At 59.5% G+C, this 20,740-nt stretch carries 19 protein-coding genes; 6 read left to right on the top strand and 13 right to left on the bottom strand.

The features are described 5' to 3' along the window. Window positions 1-515: 515 nt before the first annotated feature. The 9 genes from U9R81_RS05070 to U9R81_RS05030 all read right to left on the bottom strand — a co-directional run bounded on the left by U9R81_RS05070 (window position 516) and on the right by U9R81_RS05030 (window position 8,458). A complete protein-coding gene (locus U9R81_RS05070; protein WP_322494429.1) occupies window positions 516-1,694 on the bottom strand; it encodes a serine hydrolase domain-containing protein in 1,179 nt (392 codons plus the stop codon). A 180-nt stretch (window positions 1,695-1,874) separates the two neighbouring features. Continuing rightward, window positions 1,875-2,687, bottom strand: a complete 813-nt coding sequence (locus tag U9R81_RS05065; RefSeq protein ID WP_322494430.1) for a lipoate--protein ligase family protein — start codon at window positions 2,685-2,687, stop codon at window positions 1,875-1,877. Next, window positions 2,684-3,802, bottom strand: coding sequence for a winged helix DNA-binding domain-containing protein (locus tag U9R81_RS05060; RefSeq protein WP_322494428.1), 1,119 nt, complete (start codon window positions 3,800-3,802; stop codon window positions 2,684-2,686). Before U9R81_RS05060 ends, U9R81_RS05065 begins: the two co-directional genes overlap by 4 nt. A 307-nt stretch (window positions 3,803-4,109) precedes the next feature. Next, entirely contained in the window at window positions 4,110-4,472 is a 363-nt protein-coding gene (locus U9R81_RS05055) for a hypothetical protein (RefSeq protein ID WP_322494427.1), read from the bottom strand. Next, a complete protein-coding gene (locus U9R81_RS05050) occupies window positions 4,444-4,686 on the bottom strand; it encodes a hypothetical protein (protein WP_322494426.1) in 243 nt (80 codons plus the stop codon). The genes U9R81_RS05055 and U9R81_RS05050 overlap by 29 nt, the downstream gene beginning before the upstream one ends. Before the next feature lie 43 nt (window positions 4,687-4,729). Continuing rightward, window positions 4,730-4,960 carry a hypothetical protein gene (locus tag U9R81_RS05045; protein WP_322494425.1) on the bottom strand — a complete coding sequence of 77 codons (231 nt, stop codon included), beginning with the start codon at window positions 4,958-4,960 and terminating at the stop codon, window positions 4,730-4,732. A 60-nt stretch (window positions 4,961-5,020) separates the two neighbouring features. Then, window positions 5,021-5,935, bottom strand: coding sequence for a DUF4032 domain-containing protein (locus U9R81_RS05040; protein WP_322494424.1), 915 nt, complete (start codon window positions 5,933-5,935; stop codon window positions 5,021-5,023). A gap of 321 nt (window positions 5,936-6,256) precedes the next feature. Beyond that, complete coding sequence (locus U9R81_RS05035; RefSeq protein WP_322494423.1) at window positions 6,257-6,889, bottom strand: metallophosphoesterase; 633 nt, start codon at window positions 6,887-6,889, stop codon at window positions 6,257-6,259. A gap of 15 nt (window positions 6,890-6,904) precedes the next feature. After that, complete coding sequence (locus tag U9R81_RS05030; protein ID WP_322494422.1) at window positions 6,905-8,458, bottom strand: ATP-binding protein; 1,554 nt, start codon at window positions 8,456-8,458, stop codon at window positions 6,905-6,907. A 308-nt stretch (window positions 8,459-8,766) separates the two neighbouring features. Here U9R81_RS05030 and U9R81_RS05025 point away from each other — a divergent pair, with 308 nt between their 5' ends. After that, window positions 8,767-9,240 (top strand): glutathione peroxidase, encoded by a 474-nt coding sequence (locus U9R81_RS05025; protein WP_322494421.1) that lies wholly within the window; start codon window positions 8,767-8,769, stop codon window positions 9,238-9,240. A gap of 170 nt (window positions 9,241-9,410) precedes the next feature. Here the strand turns inward: U9R81_RS05025 and U9R81_RS05020 are convergent, their stop codons facing one another. The 4 genes from U9R81_RS05020 to hypF all read right to left on the bottom strand — a co-directional run bounded on the left by U9R81_RS05020 (window position 9,411) and on the right by hypF (window position 15,458). Further along, window positions 9,411-12,047 carry an Eco57I restriction-modification methylase domain-containing protein gene (locus tag U9R81_RS05020; RefSeq protein ID WP_322494420.1) on the bottom strand — a complete coding sequence of 879 codons (2,637 nt, stop codon included), beginning with the start codon at window positions 12,045-12,047 and terminating at the stop codon, window positions 9,411-9,413. A gap of 191 nt (window positions 12,048-12,238) precedes the next feature. Next, complete coding sequence (locus tag U9R81_RS05015; RefSeq protein WP_322494419.1) at window positions 12,239-12,688, bottom strand: type II toxin-antitoxin system VapC family toxin; 450 nt, start codon at window positions 12,686-12,688, stop codon at window positions 12,239-12,241. Further along, window positions 12,675-12,953 (bottom strand): hypothetical protein, encoded by a 279-nt coding sequence (locus U9R81_RS05010; protein WP_322494418.1) that lies wholly within the window; start codon window positions 12,951-12,953, stop codon window positions 12,675-12,677. Before U9R81_RS05010 ends, U9R81_RS05015 begins: the two co-directional genes overlap by 14 nt. A gap of 150 nt (window positions 12,954-13,103) precedes the next feature. Continuing rightward, on the bottom strand, window positions 13,104-15,458 hold the full coding sequence (gene hypF / locus U9R81_RS05005; protein ID WP_322494417.1) for a carbamoyltransferase HypF: 2,355 nt from the start codon (window positions 15,456-15,458) through the stop codon (window positions 13,104-13,106). A 340-nt stretch (window positions 15,459-15,798) separates the two neighbouring features. Between hypF and U9R81_RS05000 the strand changes: the two genes are divergently transcribed. From U9R81_RS05000 to U9R81_RS04980, 5 genes are all read left to right on the top strand, one after another. Continuing rightward, a complete protein-coding gene (locus U9R81_RS05000) occupies window positions 15,799-16,662 on the top strand; it encodes a DUF1641 domain-containing protein (protein WP_322494416.1) in 864 nt (287 codons plus the stop codon). Between the two features lie 182 nt (window positions 16,663-16,844). Beyond that, window positions 16,845-17,189, top strand: a complete 345-nt coding sequence (gene hypA / locus U9R81_RS04995) for a hydrogenase maturation nickel metallochaperone HypA (protein WP_322494415.1) — start codon at window positions 16,845-16,847, stop codon at window positions 17,187-17,189. After that, complete coding sequence (hypB, locus tag U9R81_RS04990; protein ID WP_322494414.1) at window positions 17,186-17,881, top strand: hydrogenase nickel incorporation protein HypB; 696 nt, start codon at window positions 17,186-17,188, stop codon at window positions 17,879-17,881. The genes hypA and hypB overlap by 4 nt, the downstream gene beginning before the upstream one ends. 73 nt (window positions 17,882-17,954) lie before the next feature. Next, entirely contained in the window at window positions 17,955-18,926 is a 972-nt protein-coding gene (locus U9R81_RS04985) for a hydrogenase (RefSeq protein ID WP_322494413.1), read from the top strand. An 18-nt stretch (window positions 18,927-18,944) separates the two neighbouring features. Then, the gene (locus U9R81_RS04980; protein WP_322494412.1) at window positions 18,945-20,582 is read left to right on the top strand and encodes a nickel-dependent hydrogenase large subunit; all 1,638 of its coding nucleotides are present in this window, start codon (window positions 18,945-18,947) and stop codon (window positions 20,580-20,582) included. The last annotated feature ends 158 nt before the right edge of the window (window positions 20,583-20,740 follow it).

The following is a 20,740-nucleotide window of genomic DNA, read 5'->3' as shown; positions in this document are numbered from 1 at the left end:
AGGGGTGGAGTCGGCCCAAAATCAAGGCGCACCTCGCGCTCGTCTCGCTGGATTTTGCAAAAGTCCAGTTAGTAACCAACGCCTTACCGCTCATGCCAAGAGCAGGCAGGGTAACAGTAACATCATAATCAGTGCGTTCGAGACATCTGCTCGCATCAGGGAGAGGAAAACCCACTTTGTTGTCCTTGCGCGGGCGCGCAGTGCCCGAAGCAATCTCCCGCTTTAGCGCCGATCATCCCTCAGCGCATAACTACCCGCTGTCATTGCGAGGGGGCGGAGCCCCCGAAGCAATCTCCTACTTCAGCGGAAGCAACCTCTGTAGGCACAGCTCCCGCTTTCGCAGGGGATTGCTTCGCCGCCTCCGGCGGCTCGCAATGACATAGCTCAGCTTAATGGCATCCCGTTCTCTTGCAGAATACACCTCTCTCCGGCTATCAGCCGGAAATGTCACGTGTACGTTATGCAAGCCAGCCTGATCGTAGGCATGTGAGGCTTGACGATCCCCTTGTCTTCCCTCACGGCAGCATTGCGCCGATGGCCGCGGCAATCGCGTCGGCTTTGGTGCGTTCCATATTGCTCAAAACAATCACCGTGCTCTGCGTGTCGGGATAGTAAGCGAGGTGGGTGACGGCCCCCGACATAAAGCCGGGGTGGTAGATCACCTTGCGCCCGTTGCGATCTTCGATCTTCCAGCCGTAGCCGAAATTGTTGCGGACGGGGGTGTACATCTGGGAGAGTTCGGCGGCGGGTAGTAGTTGCCCGCCGTTGAGTGCAGTAACAAACCGGTAGAGGTCTTCAACCGTTGAATAAAGGCCGCCGGCGCTGTAGAGATTGCTGGTGTCGATCGGGATCGCCCGTTCCGCTCCCGGCCCCAGATAGCCAACCGTGCCGTTGAGCGCCGAGGCGTCGCCGCTGTCGTAGCCGCTGTTAGCCATACCCGCCGGGGCGAAGATGTTGGTGCGGATGTAATCGGCGTAGGATTGGCCGCTCACCGCTTCGATCACCAACCCCAATACCACATAGTTGGAATTGCCGTACCGAAAGGCGCTGCCCGGCGTGAAGTTGAGCGGCAAATTGCGGAACCGGGCCGCGAGCTGGGTGGGTGTGACCGGCGAACGTTCGAGTTGCTCGAAGTCACGGAAGTCAGTGTAGTTCGGGATGCCGGCGGTGTGGGTGAGCAGATGGTGGATCGTGATCGGTTGCCATGCTGGCGGGCAGTCGGGCAGGTAGCGGCAGACAGATTCGTTGACGTTGAGTTTGCCTGCCGCTTGCAATTGCATAATCGCCAGCGCCGTGAATGGCTTGGTGATCGAAGCGATGCGAAAGCGAGTCTGGGCCGTATTGGGCAAATCGCGCTCGACGTTGGCCTGCCCATAGCCGCGCGCCACCAAGATGCGCCCCTGCGTGGCGACCAGCACCGACCCGCGGAATTGGCCTTTGTCGGTCAGATCGCGCAGGTAGAGGTCGATTTGGGTGGCGATATCAACCAAGCTCGGCGTTGACGTCGGACGCACCGGTTCCATCACGGCCACTAAGGGGGTGCTGGCCGGCAATGGCCGGTCGGGGGTGACGCTGGGCAAGATGGTCGGCTGCGGCCCCACCGGCGCCCACGCCGAGATGACTGGATCACGCTGGCCGCAGGCGGTCAGTGCGATGATGGCGAGGATAGATACGACGAGATTCAAGCAGCGCATAGACATATCAAGACGCAAAGCGAGCAAAGGCGCAGAGACGTTAAACGCAAAGGCGCCAAGGTAGCAAAGGCGCAAAGTTATTAAACGCAAAGGCGCTAAGAGCGCCAAGGGGCGCACAGCATTGGAATGACCCTCTGCGTACTCTGCGACCTCTGCGGTAAATCCTCATGACTCCCCCACTTATCCCAACGGCGCAAACCGGGCCTGCGCCGCCGCCATTGCCACCAATTCCGCCGCCGTCCAATCGGAAGGCGTGATAGTTACATCGTACCGCTGATGGAGCGCGGCGGCAAATGCGGTTGCCAAGGCGGCTAGATCGGGCGGGTTGGCGCAGACAGACGCCAAATCAGTCACGCGATCCACTAGTCGTTCTACCAAGAGGCGGCGTTCAGGCTCAGCGATAGCCAACAGCTCTGCCAACAGCGCCCCCGGCCAATGGGTGTAGAGGCCAACTTGAAACAGCATCCCTTCGCGCCGGCGGATCTGGGCAAAGCCCACCAGTTTGCGCCCGCCTACCAGCACTTCATACGGTGATTGGCCGCCAAAACACGCTCGCGCCACCAGCGGATCGAGCGTTGCTCGGTCAGCGCGCGCGGCAGCGATCTCGATCAGCGTGGTCGCGATACCAAACTGGGCCAAGGTCGCTTGCCAGACCTCGCCCAACCAGCGGTACGACTCGCTGACGTCGGGATGGACCAGCGGATGATCCGCCGGCAACGCAATGTCTTGCATCAGGAAGCCGGGCACGAAGAGCACCGCAGTGCCGCCGCTGGCCCGCCGGTGCAGCGTGATGCCAGCGTCCGCCAAGGCCGCCCGATCAACCTCGCTCAACTTCTGGCCTGAACCAATCACCAACGCCGGTTGGGGGGCGGCGACATACCAGCGGATCGCCGGTTGGAATGTGGTCGCCAAACCAGCCAGCATCGCCGCGCCGGCAGCCAGCTCGCTGGCCGGATCGCCTTGCGCCGGCGGTAATAGCCGCCACACGTTCATTCCTCCCATCGGCATTCCCCCAACGGCGCCGCAAAGTGCGCAGCAACCCCGGCAGCCAACCTCTCAAGCTGCGTCCGCGTTGCCGCCGGCAATGCCCCAAATGGGCGCAACGTCACCACGAGCGCCGATCCACGCCAATCGTACCGCCACGTCCCAGCGATCCGCCCCGCCACCACGATCGTCGCCTCGACATGGCCGGCGGGTCGCCAGACCTGCTTATAGCCAACCGCATCAACCAACCAGCTCCGGTCGCGAGTAGCGAGCAAGAGTGGATCGAACCGGCCCAATAAGCGGGGTGGAAGATCGCCGGGTTCCGGCAATGAATTCAAACGCGCTAATTGGCTCTGCAACCACCACGCCGGCTTACCGGCAACCGTCACCTTCACCACCTCATCCCCCAACAACGCCAACCAACGCTTCATTTCCACCTGCGTGCGCCCACGCCAAGCGGTCAGATCGGCGAGGGTTGCCGGGCCAAAAGCGGCCAGATAGCGACGGATCAGCTCGGCATTCGCTTCCTCAGACGGCGGCGGATCCCACGCTAAATCAGGCCGCCAGCGCAACCGGTGGGCCATGCGGGCTTCGCCGCCGTTGGGGGCAGCGTGGCAAGCCAAGCCGCGCCGGGTCAGAATGGCAAAGATACCGCCCCAACCCGACAAATGGCGATCATCAATCTCAGGGGCGAGACGGCGCAGATCGCTGCGCCCCATCGTCTCGTGCTCGGCCAACCAGCGCGCAACGCGCGCGATAAACGCCTCATACGCTGCCGGATCCCAGCCCTCACGCAGTGCCTCTTGCTCCCAATAGGTGGCGCGATCAGCCTGTGCCGCGTAGATCAGCGGCCAATCAGTCGCAGCATAAAGATGCAACGTCCCGCGCTGGCACCACAACCGCACCAGCGAGCGTTCGTGGTAGAGCAAATGATCCAGTTGAGCCGCCGTAAACTCCGGCACACGATTCCAGAGCGCCAACCCGGCGGCGGGCAACATCTGCGCCTGCACACCGGCCAGATGGGTGGCCGCCGCCACCGCATCACCAAACGTCGCCAGCAATCCATTCTGCCCAAACCGGGCAACAGCCGACTGTGCGACGGTCAGATCAAGTACAACTTTCATGGCGATCTTATCACTTCAAGCGCCGCTGCGCCACGAGCAAAGACCCTCACCAGCAGTTCGCTGCCGGCAGGAATGGTAGGGGTTGGCGCAATCTCGACGGCGGCAAATGTGCTGTCAGAAACTGCACGGTATCGCTGAGCGCCCACTCTCGAGGCAGATAGACAGGCAGAGTCCGAGCGGCATCATGAGGTGCAGCAGCCCGCCGCACAAGCTGGGCCATCACCGTCTCAACCCGATCAAACTCGCCATACACGCATCGTACTACCAGTGCAACAACCGTCATTGCTGCGAGCAAGCCGCCGATTGGCTATGCCGAACGCTCTTCAGAATCAGCTATCAGCGGCCATGCCAAACCAACCCCGCCAAGAACCAGCGGCAACGTCACCCATGCTGGAGCGCCAGTCCGCAAGGCGAGCAAGCTTGCTAATACCGCAGCTAGACCTATCCAACTCACAATTGGCCGGACAACCACCCATTGCGTTACCACACGCCAACCAGTTGCCAGCCCCGGCCATACTGCTAACACGAGCGCCGACAATCCCGGCCACCATGGCCATGACACAGTGGGTAACCAGTATTCAGCCGTCACCGGAACCAGCGCCAAACCGATCGCCGGCGCGAGCGCCAACAGCGCCCCTGCATCACGCCACAATACGGGCCACCGCAACACAACGCCTGCCATCCACACCCATAGCAGCAAAACGCCCCAAGCGATAATCTGGACGCTCAAGCGGCCATTGCTTGACGCCGCTCAAGGCTATTCCTAACTCTCGCACATCGGACAGCGCGATGTATGGCTCGGTAGACCAGCGCAACACCGTCTCGCCAGTGATAGCAGTAGGCACTAGCAAACGATAGCGACGCCAATATCCGGCTACGGTCACAGTACCCAAGTCGCCATACCAATGCCGGCGCGCCGCGATAGCCTTAGAGAAACAATGCCGCTTGCGGTTGCGACCAGCGGAACAGATCGGTTTCGTTTTGTTCGTTACCGTGGAAGGCAACCAGCACCGGTTCGTGATCTTCACCAACGCGCCAAATGTGCGGTGAACGAGCCGGCGAGAACCATAACAAACCGATGGTGATGAGCGTCAACGCCACCGGCAGCAACAAGGCTGGTTGGAACGAAAAAGTTGGGTGCGCAAGTGTTCTAATCACGCTGCGTATTATAGCTTCAGATCGGGAACGGCGCAATCGTGGCGGAGAGTGGTTGATTGCCTAGATGGCGCCGGCTTGCTTGCCGCGCAACGCACCGAGCAGCCAATCGGTAATCGCCGCCAAGCTACGCCGGCCAAAGAGCCGCACATAATCCGACGCCGCCACGAGCGGCCCGGGATCGGCGCCGCCGTTGCGTTCACGCAAATACCAGCGATGATCCATGATCCAGCGGTAGAGGTCGGCCTCGGTGCGGCCGGGGAAGTAGCGTAGCGCATTCTGCGCCCGGATGACCTCGATAACCGGCATATAGACATTATCGTACCAACTCGCTACCGCCTCCTCGCGCGACACTGGCCGGCCCAACTCTTGGCCCAGATAGTAGCGATGGGCATTGATATGGCGCACCAGATCGAGATAGCCGCCGGGTTCGCTAAACTCGATCCGCTGATCGGGCCGCAGATCGGCAAGGCCAGTCCACTCGAGAAAGTCGCTATACTCCTCTTTCAAGAGCAGATCGCGCACGCTGAGATTGGTATCGAGCGGTACGTCAACCACCAACTCGGTCACAATCGCGTCAATCTCGCGCTGGCCCTGAAAGCGGGCCACCGAGATACGGTGATGGCCATCTTTAACAAAGTAAATATCACCCAGCTTATACAACTCGACCGACGGCAAGGGCGTACCTTCATGATGCGCGCGATCGATGCTCATCCAGCGAAAGCGATTGGCGTTATGCCGCGGCGCAAACTGGCGGTCGAAATCGCTGTAACGGCCCTCGCTGCCGATGATCTTATCCAGCGGAACTGTCTGATGGCCAAGGTAATGTTGCCCACGTACATTCAGCCGCGCCCGCACCTCATCGAACGGCAACAATTCGTTGGGACGGCGCGTAATCAGCGCCAGCAGCTCGCGCAGCATCTGGTCGCGGCGAATGCGGGTGAATTCATCATGAACGATCGCTTGAATGGCTGACATCGGCCACTCCTTTCGGCCTCATCATATAGTGATGGTCAGCGCACACACACCGCGCTCGGAAAGCGACCGGCGACGCCGGCGGTCGTTGTCGCGGGTAGCGTACCATGAGTCAGACGCGATTACAACCTAAAAGGTTGCACAAAGAACTATATCGAAAGGTTGTGAGATAGCCACAAAAAGACGCACAAGTGGTCTAACAGCCGTATAGAGCACCGTTGTCGATTAGGGGAAGCGGGTTGCTGTACATGTGCAGCATCACGATGCTATGCACTGTGTCTAAAGCAATGACGTTAAACCTCAAGTACCTAGCCAATGACCATCTCACACCACCAGATCCAGCACCCGATAGCCGGCGGTGTTGATGACGAGCGTATCACCCACCTGCGTCTCGGTAGCATGGCCAAAGCCATACGAGAGATGGATATGGCCGTGGATGAGATAGCGCGGGCGAAACCACTGCATCATCAATAGCAACGCGCGAAAGCCGCGATGGGGGTAATCAGGGCCGTTGTGAATGCCAAGCGGCGGCGCATGGGTCAACAACACATCAAGATACCGGCCATAGCGCAGCCGGTTGAGCAACAGGCGCGGCGCCATCCGCCACACTCGCAGCATCATCTGCGTGTCGGTGTACTGGTGGTGGCTATCGGGCTTGTAGCGGATCGAACCGCCCAAACCACTGATTAAGAGACCTTGATGGCATACCACCCGATCTTCGACACAGACCGCGCCACGAGCATAGCTGACCACTTGCCCATCGGCTTGCACTTCCGGCGAATCGTGGTTGCCCCAAACATAGAAACAGGGCTGGCCAAGCATCGTCACCACAAACTCAAGGTAATAGATCGGCAGATCACCGCAGGCCAGCACTAATCGGACATCGGCAAAGCGTTGTTTGATATTGAGACTGTAGACGGCTGGGACGATTTCGTCACTGATCGTAAGCGTGCGCATGCCGCCTATTGTACTCTATTTTGTACCCGCTGAAAAAGCTGGTTCAGGCAACGGCAAATAGATGGCGAAAGTACTGCCACGCCCCACTTCACTCGCCACTGTTACATAGCCGCCATGCGCTTCAGACACCCATTTCACGATCGACAATCCCAACCCGGCGCCACCGCTATGGCGTGAACGCGAGCGATCCACCCGGTAGAAGCGGTCAAAAATATGGGCAAGTTCAGCTTCGCTGATGCCGACACCGGTATCAGCCACACTCAGACAGGCAAACTGCTCGTAGCGTTCGAGACCCAACACCACCAACCCTCCCGGTGGTGTATATTGCAGCGCATTCACCCCTAAATTCAACAACGCTTGCTTAATCCGATCACGATCGCCATAAACCAGTATTTGATCCTCAGCGCCGATCCGTAACCGCACTTGGTCGGCCAACGGGCGTAGCTCGCGAAACACCTCAAGCAGCAGCGTATCCAGCTCAACCGGCTCGTGGCGTAAAGCGTCATGCGTCTCACTTTGGGCGAGCAGCAACAAATCATTCACCATCCGGATCAAGCGCGCCGTTTCGCGCCGCATATCACCGATCACCTCTTTGAGCAACGCCGGATCGGCGCCAGCGCCGCGATCGAGCACTTCGAGATTGCCCTGCATCGCCGTCAACGGTGTGCGCAACTCGTGGCTGACATCGGCGACAAAGCGCTGCTGCGTGGAAAAGAGTCGTTCAAGACGCGATAACAACTCATTGATCGTCACGGTCAATTGGTGCAGCTCGTCACGCTGAGCCGGTTCGGGGATCCGGCGACCGAGATCCTCTGCTCGCACAATGCTCTGCGCGGTCAACGTGATTTGCTCAATTGGGTGCAAAGCCCGCTTCGACAGATACATTGCACCGATCCCGGTCACGATCAAGGCAATCATCCCGCCGCCCAGCAGAATTTGCTGCAAGAGCGTCAATGTATCAGCCACATCATCAAGGGGACGGGAGACTTGCAAGAAACCGAGCAATTGGCCATCACGCAAGACAACCGGAGTAATCAGTGACTTGACCGGCACGTTGTTGACTTCACGGACAAGCGTGATCCCGTTCTTATCGGTTGAGGTTAATTGCAGCGCTTCTGGCGGCAACGGCAGCATATACGGTTCGAGATTCGGGGTATTGCTCACCAATGTGCCATCAGGACGAAAGAATTGGGCGCCGATATTGCGATTAGTGAACAGTTGAATGAAACCACGATTCAGATACAGTTCCAATTGCCCGCTCGGTGTCCGGATGCTTTGCAAGCCAACGGCATTGAGAATTGCCCGCACCTGCTGCGTCGCTGAGGTCAAATCGCTTTGCACCCCAGCGTAGAGCGCTTGCGCGACGGCAAAATGGACACCGATACCGATAATCAGCAACGCAACCGAAAAGAGGCTGGTGTAGAGTAGGGTCAACCGCACCCGAAACGGGACGGCGATCAAGTTCTGGCGCAAACGCTGCCACCACAGCCAGCGCACTGGCGCCGCAGGAGGTTGGTCGGGGGCAGAGGCAAGAATGGTTTGCGCCAGTTTGTCGTTGATATCAGTCATACGTCTGTGATACGGAATGTGGGTACATCTGTTGTCCTTTCAGGCATCCTGTCCGCTGAAGCAGGAGATTGCTTCGGGCGCTGCGCGCCCTCGCAATGACAGCCAAACCGTGTCCTTGCGCGCCGCGTAGGGGCAGAGCGATACGCTGAGCCGAGCGGTGCAGCAATCTCCCCCGACAGCGGGAGCGATGCCTTATTGCCATCAGCATACCACATTAGCTGCCGGCGTGACGGTTGACAATTCTGCGAAATCAGGTCATACTATTTAAAGTTCATTTTTTGAAACTTCAAACGTTCAAGCCAACACCGATGAGCATCTACGAATTTTCCGCCTACACCATTGACGGGGAACTTCAACCATTCTCCACCTATCGCGGCAAAGTGTTGTTGATCGTCAACGTTGCCAGCCACTGTGGGCTTACGCCGCAGTACGGCGACCTCGAATTGCTCTACCGGCGCTATCGTGAGCGCGGGTTGATAGTGCTTGGCTTTCCGAGCAATGATTTCAACCAAGAGCCGGATGATGAAGCGACGATCAAATCCTTTTGCGCCCGCAATTATGCCGTGACGTTTCCATTATTTGCCAAGATCCATGTGAATGGACCAGACACCCATCCGCTCTTTGCTTATCTCAAAGAGCAACAACCGGGGTTGTTCGGCAACACTGCCATCAAGTGGAATTTCACGAAGTTTCTGGTTGACCGCAACGGGCGTGTGGTGCGCCGCTTTGCGCCGACCGATACCGTCGGCGCGATTGAGCGCGAGGTGGTGGAGTTGCTGTGATGAAACGATGGAGGCGCATGTGGAGTTCGGCAGTTGGACTGCCGCACTCCATATTGTTATGGCGTGAGATCGCCGCCGCCGAAGTCGTCAAATCCGGCGCCGCTGCTGTTGTGGAACCAGACGCCGATCTGGCCGACTACATGGATCGACCGCATCGCAGCCGTGTGGCTCTACAGGTTATCCGCGGCGTCACGGCCCATGCGGTATTTAATGTCATAATTGATGATAAAATCCAATTCCGCATCGCTGAACCCGTAATCCGTCGCCAACGCGCGGTCAATCCGGTCGAGGATCGGTTTCGCCTGCGCTACATCCACATTGATTTCGCACGTCTGAATGATCGTCCCGCGCCGCAGCCGGGTGGTGCGGTGCGCGGCGTAGGTTGCTAATAACGCTTGTTCGAGTTCACGATATTTACTTATGTCAACATGATACAAATCAAATACCGGCAGTTCCCACACTTCGCGCGCAACCACATCCATACAATTTGAATTGATAATCCAATACCAATAAAAGAGTTGGCTATTCAATAACGCCACCACTACCGGACGAAGGTGCGCGGGTATCACAATCGGTTTGTAGTGTGACGATAGTTTTTCCAGCAATGCTTTGCGCCAGTATCTCCCGCCGGAATGATAATAGACTGTTGCGCCATCTTCGACCACGAAATCTTTCAGTTTGCGCTGGTGCGCATGCATTTTGGTCAAAATATCAATCTCGATTGGCGCGCCAATCTTGGGCAACGGATTCACGTGGGCCGGTATGCCATTCCACCGGCAATACGCGAGCTTTTCAAACAAGAAAGGCCGGTCGCTGTGCGCGCCGCTAAACCAGCGGTAGTAGGACGTGGTGTAGACGGTTGGTTCAGTTTCAGCGCGCGCGAGCAGGGTTATCGTCAGGTTCATATCAACCCCGGCAAAGAGTTTGCCGGGCCGCACCGCGTAGTTGCTGTGCCATTGGGTGTAGGCGCGGTAGAGGCGCTGTAACGACTGCATGCTATCTGTCGAAATAGAAGCGATGGGTACGATCATGCCAAAGTGGCCTCGTTTCGCTAACAACGTCAACGCGCGTTCGATCACTAATGCATAGAGATTGCCGCCATCTTCGGTGGTGTACCCCGCCACCCGATACTCATGCCGCACCTTACTGTAGGCAACATACGGCGGATTGCCCACAATCACCTCAAACCCGCCACTGGCGAGGATGTCAGGAAATGCGATAAACCAGTGTAACGGCTGGGTATTGTAGCCGCCGGCGGGCAATCGCCAGAGCAGGCCGCTCTGAGCCAAATCAAGGTCGAGCTGCGTGTTGAGTTGGTTGAGCCGTTCGCGCAGGCGCCGGCGCGTGGCGCTCGCATCCGCCGGATCGAGGTTGAAGCGAAGCCGCGTGTCGCGAGACGTAGCCAGTTCGCGCTGTACAGCCTGTATCTCACTTAGCAGCTCAGGCGCAGCCGAGCCAATTTCTTCCGGTTGTGCATATCCCACCAGCGCATTGCCGGCCCGCAGGTTGAACTCGATGTCGGGCAACGGTTCGATCTGATCTGTATCGTCGAGTTCCGCCACTATGCTGAGAAACAGCCGCCACTTGCTGATCTCAACCGCTTCAGCCATCAGATCAACGCCGTAGAGGTTGCGCACCACGATGCTCTTGGTGATGAAGTAGTCCCGGTTCGTATGCCCATCCGCTTCTGCCACCACTGCGCCCAACGGCAAACCCGCCGTCTGCTTCAACTCGATCAGCTCGTCCATCCGGTCGAGCACGGCGACGTAAATCGGCTTGAGCACGCGCAGCGCCGCCAACAGAAATGCGCCGGAACCGGCGGTCGGGTCGAGTACGCTGAGCGGCAACCGGCCCTGTGCCGGATCGCCGGCCAAGGTGGTGTAGAGCGCGTACACCTCGGGCGCATCGAGCAGCGGGATCAGATCGAGCAGCAACGCTTCAAGGTCGAGATTCGCCGTCACCGCGTCGTTGATCGTCGTGATCTGACCTGCCGCCGCGGCGGCCTCAATCGCTGCCACCCGCGCGCGCCGCTGCGCCTGCTCGCGCGCAGTTTCGGTTGGCAACGGCTCAGCCTGTTTCAGCGCCGGGTAGAGGTAGGTTGTGATCGTCTGCGCCAACCGGAGCGGCGCGAGCGAGGGACCAGCTTTGTCGAACAGCGCCGGGATGATGGTCGCGCGGCAGATGTAGCCGGTGATGTCAGCGCGAGTATAGTAGGCTCCCATCTGCTTTTGATTAATGTATTGCTCAAAGATATACCCCAACACATCGGGGTCGATCGCGCGGTCGCTCGTGCCGGGCCGCTCGCTCAGGCGCCACCGCCAACTGCTGAAAAACGCAAACAACCGCTCAAACGCGCTGTCGGGAATATCCAGCGCCGCGCCATACTGCTCCTCTAACGGATGCGGCGCAAACAAGCCGCCATTGAGATAGGGGATCGTACCCAGCATCCGCTGAACTTCCGGAGTGCGCTGGGCCGGCGGGCGAGCAAAGCCCTCGAAAAATAGCGCGCGCAACACGTCGCGATAGTAGCGATCCGGCCCCAGATGTGCCTTACTCCACGCCAGCCGTTCACGCAGATAATCGCGGTTCTGGTTCAAAAAGCCTTTCGCTTGCAGAAAAGCGATAAACAGCAAGCGATTCAATATCACCGAGGCATACCAGCGCCGATCGCTTTCGGCGGGAATGCCGCGCACAAAGGTCTGCAAGGCGTCGTGGTGTTGTTTGCATTCAGCGTAAAAACGCTTGGTAATCTGATCAAGATGTAGGTGGCGCGTGATCCGCACCGAAGAAGTAGTTGTGATGCGCATGATATGAGGGCGTAAATATATTTATGATGTTGCGTTTGCAAAAATGCAGTTTTCGCCTGCACTGCCAATTCGTCCTTCTGTAGAGCCGCACGGCCGTGCGGCTCCTGAACAATGATGTTACCAAGTTCAATCATGTCATCCCGATCAATAATGCCATCAAAAACCAAACCGGTAACCGCATGGCGGATAAATCAAACTGCCACCTGCCCACACCCGTGCAACGTTGCCAGCGCCGCCGCCGGCGTTTGCACGGCGATCACCCCGCTCAGATAACGATGATGCTCGTCATCGAGGCTGACCAGTGTTGTGTCGTAGCGCAGCGCAACCGCTGCGTAGACTGCATCAGCGCCACGCAGAAATTGATCGGCGGCCAACTCGGCGGCAGCTTGCGCCAATGCCGCATCGATCGGGACATACGTAGTATGAGGCAGATCACGCAATAGGTCGGCGTAGACTCGCCCCCGCATAGGATCGCGGAAGAAGCGGCTAAATGCGCCAGCCACTTCCGGCAACACTAACAAGGGTTCGACCAAAGGGATCGCTTTTAGCCGGATCGCTTCCAGTAACTCGTCGCACACGATCGCTGCTGGGTCTCTTGCGTTGATCCGGCGCATCAAGACACTAGCATCAAGTGTGAACATGGTCAGAACCCTCGATCATCTGTTGGCGGCTGCGGCGATCAGCGAGCAATTGCTCGGACGGATCAGGGCTAGGTGGCGCCAGCGTTTCCATTTCACGCCAAAACGACGCCAGTTTCGTCCACGGATCAGCGCCGGCGCCGGTTTGCGCAGGTGTGGCAGGCAGTGTAGCCGCTAACCGCCGGGCCAGATGCGCAATGAGCTGGGCCTGTTCGGCGGGAGTAAGCTGTTCGGCTAGTTGCTGCACTTCAGCGAGAGTCACAGGCATCGGCATGCTCCTTTCAGCGAGATGCCAGTATTGTAGCGCACGGTGGCGTGGTTGACCGCTGCGGGAAAAAGGCGTCTCTAACACTTACCCTCATCTTACATTTGTGTTTTTCGTGTCTTTTCGCGGCTATTCCTATTGTGTTTTTTGTGGCTATCCCATCCCACAAATCGCCCCAGCCACCGCCACCTGCCCCAACGCCAACCCGCCATCGTTCGGCGGGGCAAGGCGCGGGATCAGCACCGTGAAGCCTTCGGCTTGCAACGCACTAGTCAGCGTCTCCAACAGCAAGACATTTTGAAACACGCCGCCGCTGAGAGCGACGGTGGTGAGAGCGCGCTCATCGCGCACCCGCCGGCACGCCGCCACGAGCGCCTGCGCCACGCCGTGATGCACCCGGCCTGCGATCGCTGCCGGTGCAACCCCGGCCCGCAGATCAGTGACCAGCGCCGCCAACAACGCTAACCCGTCGAGCGTAAACGGCCCGTTAGCAGTGGCCGGCTCGCGCAGCGGCATCGGGTAGGGCGGCTGCTGCAGATCGGCGATCTGCTCGAAGAGAATGGCCAACTCGCCTTCGTAACGAGCAATCTGGCCTATCCCAGCCAATGCAGCAGCGGCATCGAACAGCCGCCCGAGGCTTGAAGTGCGCGGACTATTGAGGTTCCGTTCGATCATACGGGCCAGCACCTGCCAAGCCGCCTGATCGAGCTGGTGGGTAAACGGCAGCGCCAGCCGCCAGAAATCGGGGCCGTAAAGCTGGGCTAGCGCCGCCGCCGCCACCCGCCACGGCTGGCGCACCGCCTGCTCACCACCGGGCAAGACCAGCCACCCTAGATGGCCCACCCGTTCGTAAGCGGCGCAGGTCGCTACCAGCACCTCACCACCCCACACCGTACCGTCCGGCCCGTAGCCGCTGCCATCGGCGGCAATCCCGATCACCGGCCCGGCGTGACCGTATTCGGCCAGTACCGCCGCGATATGGGCATGATGGTGCTGCACGCCGATTTTGCGCTCGATCGGCATCGCCAGCGCTGCTTGGGTGGCGAGATAGCCGGGGTGCAGATCGTACGCCACCACCTCCGGCGTGATGTCAAACAGCTGCTCAAAATGGGCAATCCCCTCATGGAACGAGCGTAGGGTGGGCAGATTCTCAAGATCGCCGATGTGATGGCTGAGAAAGACCTCGCGCCCACGGGCGAGCGCGAAGGTGTTCTTGAGATGGCCGCCACAGGCGAGGATCGGGCCGGGCAGTTCGCGCGCGAGCGTGATCGGCGCCGGTGCATACCCGCGTGAGCGGCGAATGAGCAGCGGCCCGCCGGCGGCCACCCGCGCCACACTATCGTCACAGCGCATGTGAATAGGCCGGTTGTGCGTTAGAAAAGCATCGGCAATCGGCCCCAACCGCTGCGCCGCGTCATCATCCTCGTACGCAATTGGTTCATCGCTGAGATTACCGCTGGTTAGCACAATAGCTGCCAGCCGCGCTGGCCCGACCGCCGCCGCATACTCGGCCATGAGCAGATGGTGCAACGGCGTATACGGCAGCATCACTCCCAGCGTCTGCATCCCCGGTGCAACCGATGGTGCCACCGGCGCGGCAGGCCGGCGCGGCATCAGCATAATCGGACGGGCCGGACTAGTCAGCAACGCGCGCGCTGCCGGATCGATGATACACAATTGCGCAGCCGTTGCTTCATCACGGGCCATCAACGCCAATGGCCGCGCCTCGCGCTGCTTGCGCTGGCGCAGCCTGCTCACCGCCGCTTCGTCATCGGCGGCGCACGCCAGATGGTAGCCGCCTAACCCCTTGATCGCCACGATCTGGCCTTGGGCCAAAGCCGTCGCCGCTGCTCCTAACGGATCAAGACGATCACCAGTCTCACTCCCGATCTCCCTACTCCCTACTCCCCGCGTAAACTGCACCTGCGGCCCGCACGCCGGGCACGCGGTTGGCTGGGCATGAAACCGGCGATCGCGCGGATCGTCGTACTCGGCCCGGCACTGTTCGCAGAGCGGAAAGCTGCGCATCGTGGTATTGGCGCGATCGTAGGGCACATCGAGCACAATCGTAAAGCGAGGGCCGCAGTTGGTGCAGTTGGTAAAGGCATAGCGATAGCGCCGGTCGGTGGGATCAGTAATCTCACGCAGGCAATCGGCGCAGGTGGCGGTATCGGGTGCAATCAGCGTGCGGCGTTGGGCCTGCGTTTGGCTGGCCGCGATCACAAACGCCCGCTCGCCTGCTAACGCCAACGGCTCGACGCTTACCTGCTCGATGCGGGCCAACGGCGGCGCTTCGCGTTGCAACGCCGTCACAAACTCGTGCAGCGCACCTTCCTCACCCTCGATCTCAATCGTCACCCCAGTGCTATCGTTGCGCACAAACCCCGCCAGCCCCCAACGTTCCGCCAAGCTAAACACAAAGGGCCGGAAGCCGACCCCCTGCACAATCCCGCGTACATTCACCCGCCAGCGCCGCTGCTGGGGGTTGGTTATCGTTTGCTCCGTCATTGTTATGTTTAGTCAAAACACAAGCGCACAACTGCCAGCCATCTACCCGCCCTACCGGCTATCGCTCCGATCCCAACATTTTGATGCAACATCACTTGCGCTATCACTGTAGCACGCATCTCCATTTTGCACAAGATAATTCCGAACACTTGCACCGCTATCATAACCAAAGGTTATGAAGTTATCACTTGATGTTAATGATTTGCGACCGCTATAATTCGTACCAACAATCACGTTTTACGCATCACCATCGGCCAAGCCGTCACACTTCAGGTTTCTGCTCGCCACAATGTGTTTGTGAATTTGGTTTCGCTACTGTCACCCTTGCATGAGGAGCGCAATGAGCAGCAATGGCGCCGCCACGTATACCGACCGTCCGCTGAACGCCGCCGCATTACTCGACCGGCTCAACGAACCGCAGACGGCTGCCGCGTTACACCGCTTGCTTGACCACGCCGAGTTGTTGGCTTTTTCCGCCGGCGCGGTTGATAGCCTGTTGCAACGCGGTGAAGTGATCGCTGATAATGTGGCAGCCAGCGTGCAAGAACTGCGCGCGGCGCTGCCGGCAGAGAGCGGCGAATTGGCCGGCCAACTGGTGCGGCTGGCGCGCACGCTGCCGCAACTGACCGATACGGTCGAGCAACTGGCCACGCTCACCGGTCAACCGGCCTTTCAACGTCTGCTCGTCACCCTCAGCAAACCGCAAACCCTCGCGGCGCTTGACCGGTTGCTCGGCCAGAGCGAGTTGCTCGCCTTCCTCGTCAGCGCGCTCGATCACCTGTTGGCGCGCGGCGATGAGCTAACCGAGAATGTCCGTAGTTCGGTCGAAGAGTTGCGCGCAGTCATGGCTGCCAGCGCAATTACGCCCGACAAGCTGATTGATGCGCTGCTCGCCTTCTTGCCCTACTTCCCGCGCCTCGTGGCAGTGGCGCCCAACTTTATCCGCGTGATCGAGAAGATCGAACCGTTTATCGCTTCCGAAGAGTTCGATGCGTTGCTCGACTCCGGCGTTTTCCATCCCGATACCGTCCAACTGGTCGGCGAAGCCGGCGATGCCTTCGTCGCCAGCCGCGAGGCGTTGCGCCAGTCACCCAAGCCGGTTGGCCTATTTGGTTTGCTCCGCGCCTTGCGCGATCCCGATGTGCAGCGCGCCGCTGGCCTGATCGTCGAATTTGGCCGCCGGTTCGGTAGTTCGTTGAAGTAAAGGATCGCAAAGACGCTAAGACGCAAAGGGTTTGTTGAGAAAGAGTACCGCTATGCTCAAGCCCAAACCCAAAAAATCTCTGCGATCTTCGCTCCTTTGCGTTAAACCCTTTGCGCCTTTGCTTGCTTTGTGTCTTTGCGTTAACCGTCTTTGCTCGCTTTGCGCCTATACGTTCAAACGCTATGCACGAGTTGTCGATTGCACACAACATCGTCAATATCGCCAGCGCCGCCGCTGCCGAAGCCGGCGTCGAAGAGATCAGCGCCGTCCATTTGCGGATTGGCGCGCTGGCCGGCGTAGTCGCCGATGCGCTTCGTTTCAGTTTTGCGATTGCCGCCGAAGGCACCTCGCTGGCCAACGCTGAATTGATCATTGAAGAAGTGCCGGTGGCAGTCTTTTGCCCCACCTGCAACACCGAAGTGACCTTACCGAACCCGCGCTTGTTCCGCTGCCCACAGTGCGGCCAACCTTCCGGCCAAATCGTTCACGGGCGCGAATTGGAATTGGTGGCATTGGAGACGCCATGAGCTACGAAGCGAAACGGTTAATCGAAATTCGACAGGGTGTGTTGAGCAAGAACGATCAACTCGCCGCCGAGCTGCGCAACCGCTTTCATGCCGCTGGTGTGTTTGTGGTCAATCTGCTCTCGAGCCCCGGCGCCGGCAAGACCAGCCTGCTCGAGACGACGATGCGCGCGCTGCTGGCCGAGTATCGGGTAGCGGCGTTGGTCGGCGATCTCGCCACCGATAACGATGCCCGCCGGCTAGCGCGCAGCGGCGGCTTGGTACGCCAAATTCAGACCGGCGATATGTGCCATCTTGAGGCCGACATCGTTGCACGCCATCTCGAAGGCTGGGACTTAAACGAGATCGATCTGCTATTTATCGAGAATGTCGGCAATCTGGTCTGCCCATCAGGCTACGATCTCGGCGAGGCGACGCGGGTGGTGTTGCTGTCAACTACCGAGGGCGAAGATAAACCGCTGAAGTATCCGTCTACCTTTGCGACCGCTGATGCGGTGCTGCTGACCAAGATGGATCTGGCCGATCCGGTGGGGTTTGATCGCGCCCAAGCCGAAGCAAACATCCGCGCAGTCAACCCGCTCGCGCCGATCATTGCCACCTCGGCCCGCCGCGAGGGTGGTCTCGACGAGTGGCTAGCATGGCTGCGTGAGCGCGTCACGACGCAAGGCGAGCACAGGCGTAACGCTGGTGTGTAGGACAATGCTTTTGGGTTGCGTTTTGACCAAGATTTGTTGTGTGTGACGAGGACGACAACAAGGAGGCGATTCGATGGCAACATTGCTCTGGCTGCAGGGTGGCGCCTGTAGCGGCAACACCATGTCGTTCCTGAACGCCGAGGAACCCAGCGCCTGCGATCTCGTGACCGATTTCGGCATCGAGATCCTCTGGCACCCTTCGTTGGGTATGGAGTTGGGCGAAAACGCGAAGCGGATTTTCCACGATTGCGCCAACGGCGCTCGCCCGCTCGATATCTTCGTGTTTGAAGGATCGGTGATACAGGCGCCAAACGGCACTGGCCGCTACAACATGTTTGCTGATCGCCCAATGCAAGATTGGGTGCGCGAGTTAGCTGCCCAAGCCAGCATTGTGGTCGCGATCGGCGATTGCGCCTGCTGGGGCGGCATCCCAGCAATGGCCCCTAACCCCAGCCAGTCCACCGGTCTCCAGTTCCACAAGCGCGAACTTGGCGGCTTCCTCGGCTCGAACTGGCGCTCGAAGGCCGGCTTGCCGGTGATCAACATTCCCGGCTGCCCTGCCCATCCCGACTGGGTGACGCAGATTCTGGTCGCTGTCGCCAGTGGCCGCGCTGCCGACATCGCGCTCGATGATTTGCACCGTCCGCAAACCTTCTTCACCAGCTTCACCCAAACCGGCTGCACCCGTGTGCAGTTCTTTGAGTACAAGCAATCGACGCTCGAATTTGGGCAGGGCACCCGCACCGGCTGCCTCTTCTACGAGTTTGGCTGCCGCGGCCCGATGACCCGCTCGCCCTGCAACCGCATCCTCTGGAATCGCCAATCATCGAAGACCCGCGCCGGCATGCCCTGCACCGGCTGCACCGAGCCGGAGTTCCCCTTCTTCGATCTGGCCCCCGGCACCGTCTTCAAGACCCAAAAGATCAGTGGCGCGATTCCGAAGGAAGTGCCAACCGGTACCGATCCGGTCAGCTATATGGCACTGGCGGCGGCGGCGCGGGTGGCAGCGCCGAAGTGGGCCAAAGAGGATATGTTTGTTGTATAAGTTAGGGAGAAGCTGGCAATGGTCAATATTATCGAGAATCCGGCAACGATCACCGGGCGCGATCTGCGCATCAGCCCGCTTGGCCGCGTCGAGGGAGACCTCGACCTGCGCGTCACCATTCGCGATGGCGTCGTCACCAGCGCATGGACTGAGGCCTCGATGTTTCGCGGCTTTGAGATTATTTTGAAGGGGAAGGATCCGCAGGCCGGCTTGATCGTTACGCCGCGCATCTGTGGCATCTGCGGCGGCAGCCACTTGACCAAGGCGGTCTATGCCCTCGATACGGCATGGCACACTGAATTGCCGCCCAATGCGACCCTGATTCGCAACATCGCCCAAGCCTGCGAGACGCTGCAAAGCATTCCACGCTGGTTCTACGCCCTGTTTGCGATCGACCTGACCAACAAGAAGTACGCCCACCTGCCCGAATACGATGAGGCGGTGCGCCGGTTCGCCCCCTTTGTCGGCACCAGTTATGAGCACGGTGTGACCCTCTCGAATAAGCCGGTCGAGATTTACGCCATCTTCGGCGGCCAGTGGCCCCACTCCAGCTTCATGATCCCCGGTGGCGTGATGTGCGCGCCGACGCTGGCCGATGTCACCCGCGCCATCGCCATTCTCGAATACTGGAAGGATGAGTGGCTGGAGAAGAAGTGGCTTGGTTGCTCAGTCGATCGCTGGATGCAGAACAAGAGCTGGGCCGATGTGATGGAGTGGATGCACGAGAACGAGCGCCACTACAATTCTGATTGCGGCTTCTTCATCCGCTTTGCAATGGCCGCTGGCCTTGATAAGTATGGCGCTGGGTGGAATAATTACATCGCTACCGGCACCTATTTCCATCCCGAAATCTACGCCCGCCCGACGATCGAGGGGCGCAACGCGGCGCTGATCGCGCGCTCAGGTATTTATGTCAATGGACAGTTCTACGATTTCGATCAGGCCAACGTGCGCGAAGACGTGACCCACTCGTTCTACGAGGGTAGCCACGCGCTGCACCCGTTTGAAGGTCGCACCGAGCCGATCGATCCCGATGTTGGCCGCCGGCAGGGCAAGTACACGTGGGCCAAAGCGCCGCGCTACTTGATCCCCGGCGTCGGCAGCCACCCGGTCGAGGCCGGCCCGCTGGCCCGGCAGGTGATAGCCGGCCGCCCCGGCGCCGCCGATTGGCAAGACTACGACCCGCTCTTCCTCGATGCGGTGACGACGGTTGGGCCGAGTGTGCTGGTGCGGGTGATGTCCCGTATGCACGAAGCGCCCAAGTATTACAAGCTGGTGCGCAAGTGGCTTGACCAGATCAATCTGCACGAGAAGTTTTATATCAAGCCGAAAGAACTGCCCGAAGGGCGCGGGTTCGGTTCGACCGAAGCCGCTCGCGGCAGCCTCTCAGATTGGATCGTGCTCAAGGACGGCAAGATCGAAAATTATCAGGTGATAACGCCGACGGCGTGGAACATCGGGCCGCGCGATGGCCGCGATGTCAATGGGCCGATGGAACAAGCCTTCCTCGGCACGCCAATTGCTGATCCTAACGATCCGGTCGAACTCGGCCATGTGGCGCGGAGCTACGACTCGTGCCTCGTCTGTACGGTGCATGCCTACGATGAAAAGACCGGCAAAGAGTTGGCGCAGTTCCGCATTGGCGAGGGCGCGTAACAGGGGCAAGCGCGCAAGGACGTCTGCGCTGGTGGTTGAGGCAAATCGCCGGCGCAGACGAACTCACGTTGCTCAGGTTGGAGGGATATGTGGCATTGCGCGCCGCACGGAGGGGTAGAGCGGTGCTCTGCCCGAAGCGCGGCGTGGCAATCCCCCGC

This window comes from Chloroflexus sp., assembly GCF_034435895.1.
GTDB lineage: Bacteria > Chloroflexota > Chloroflexia > Chloroflexales > Chloroflexaceae > Chloroflexus.
Note: the sequence above shows the minus strand (reverse complement) of the source record. Positions and strands in the feature narration are given on the sequence as shown.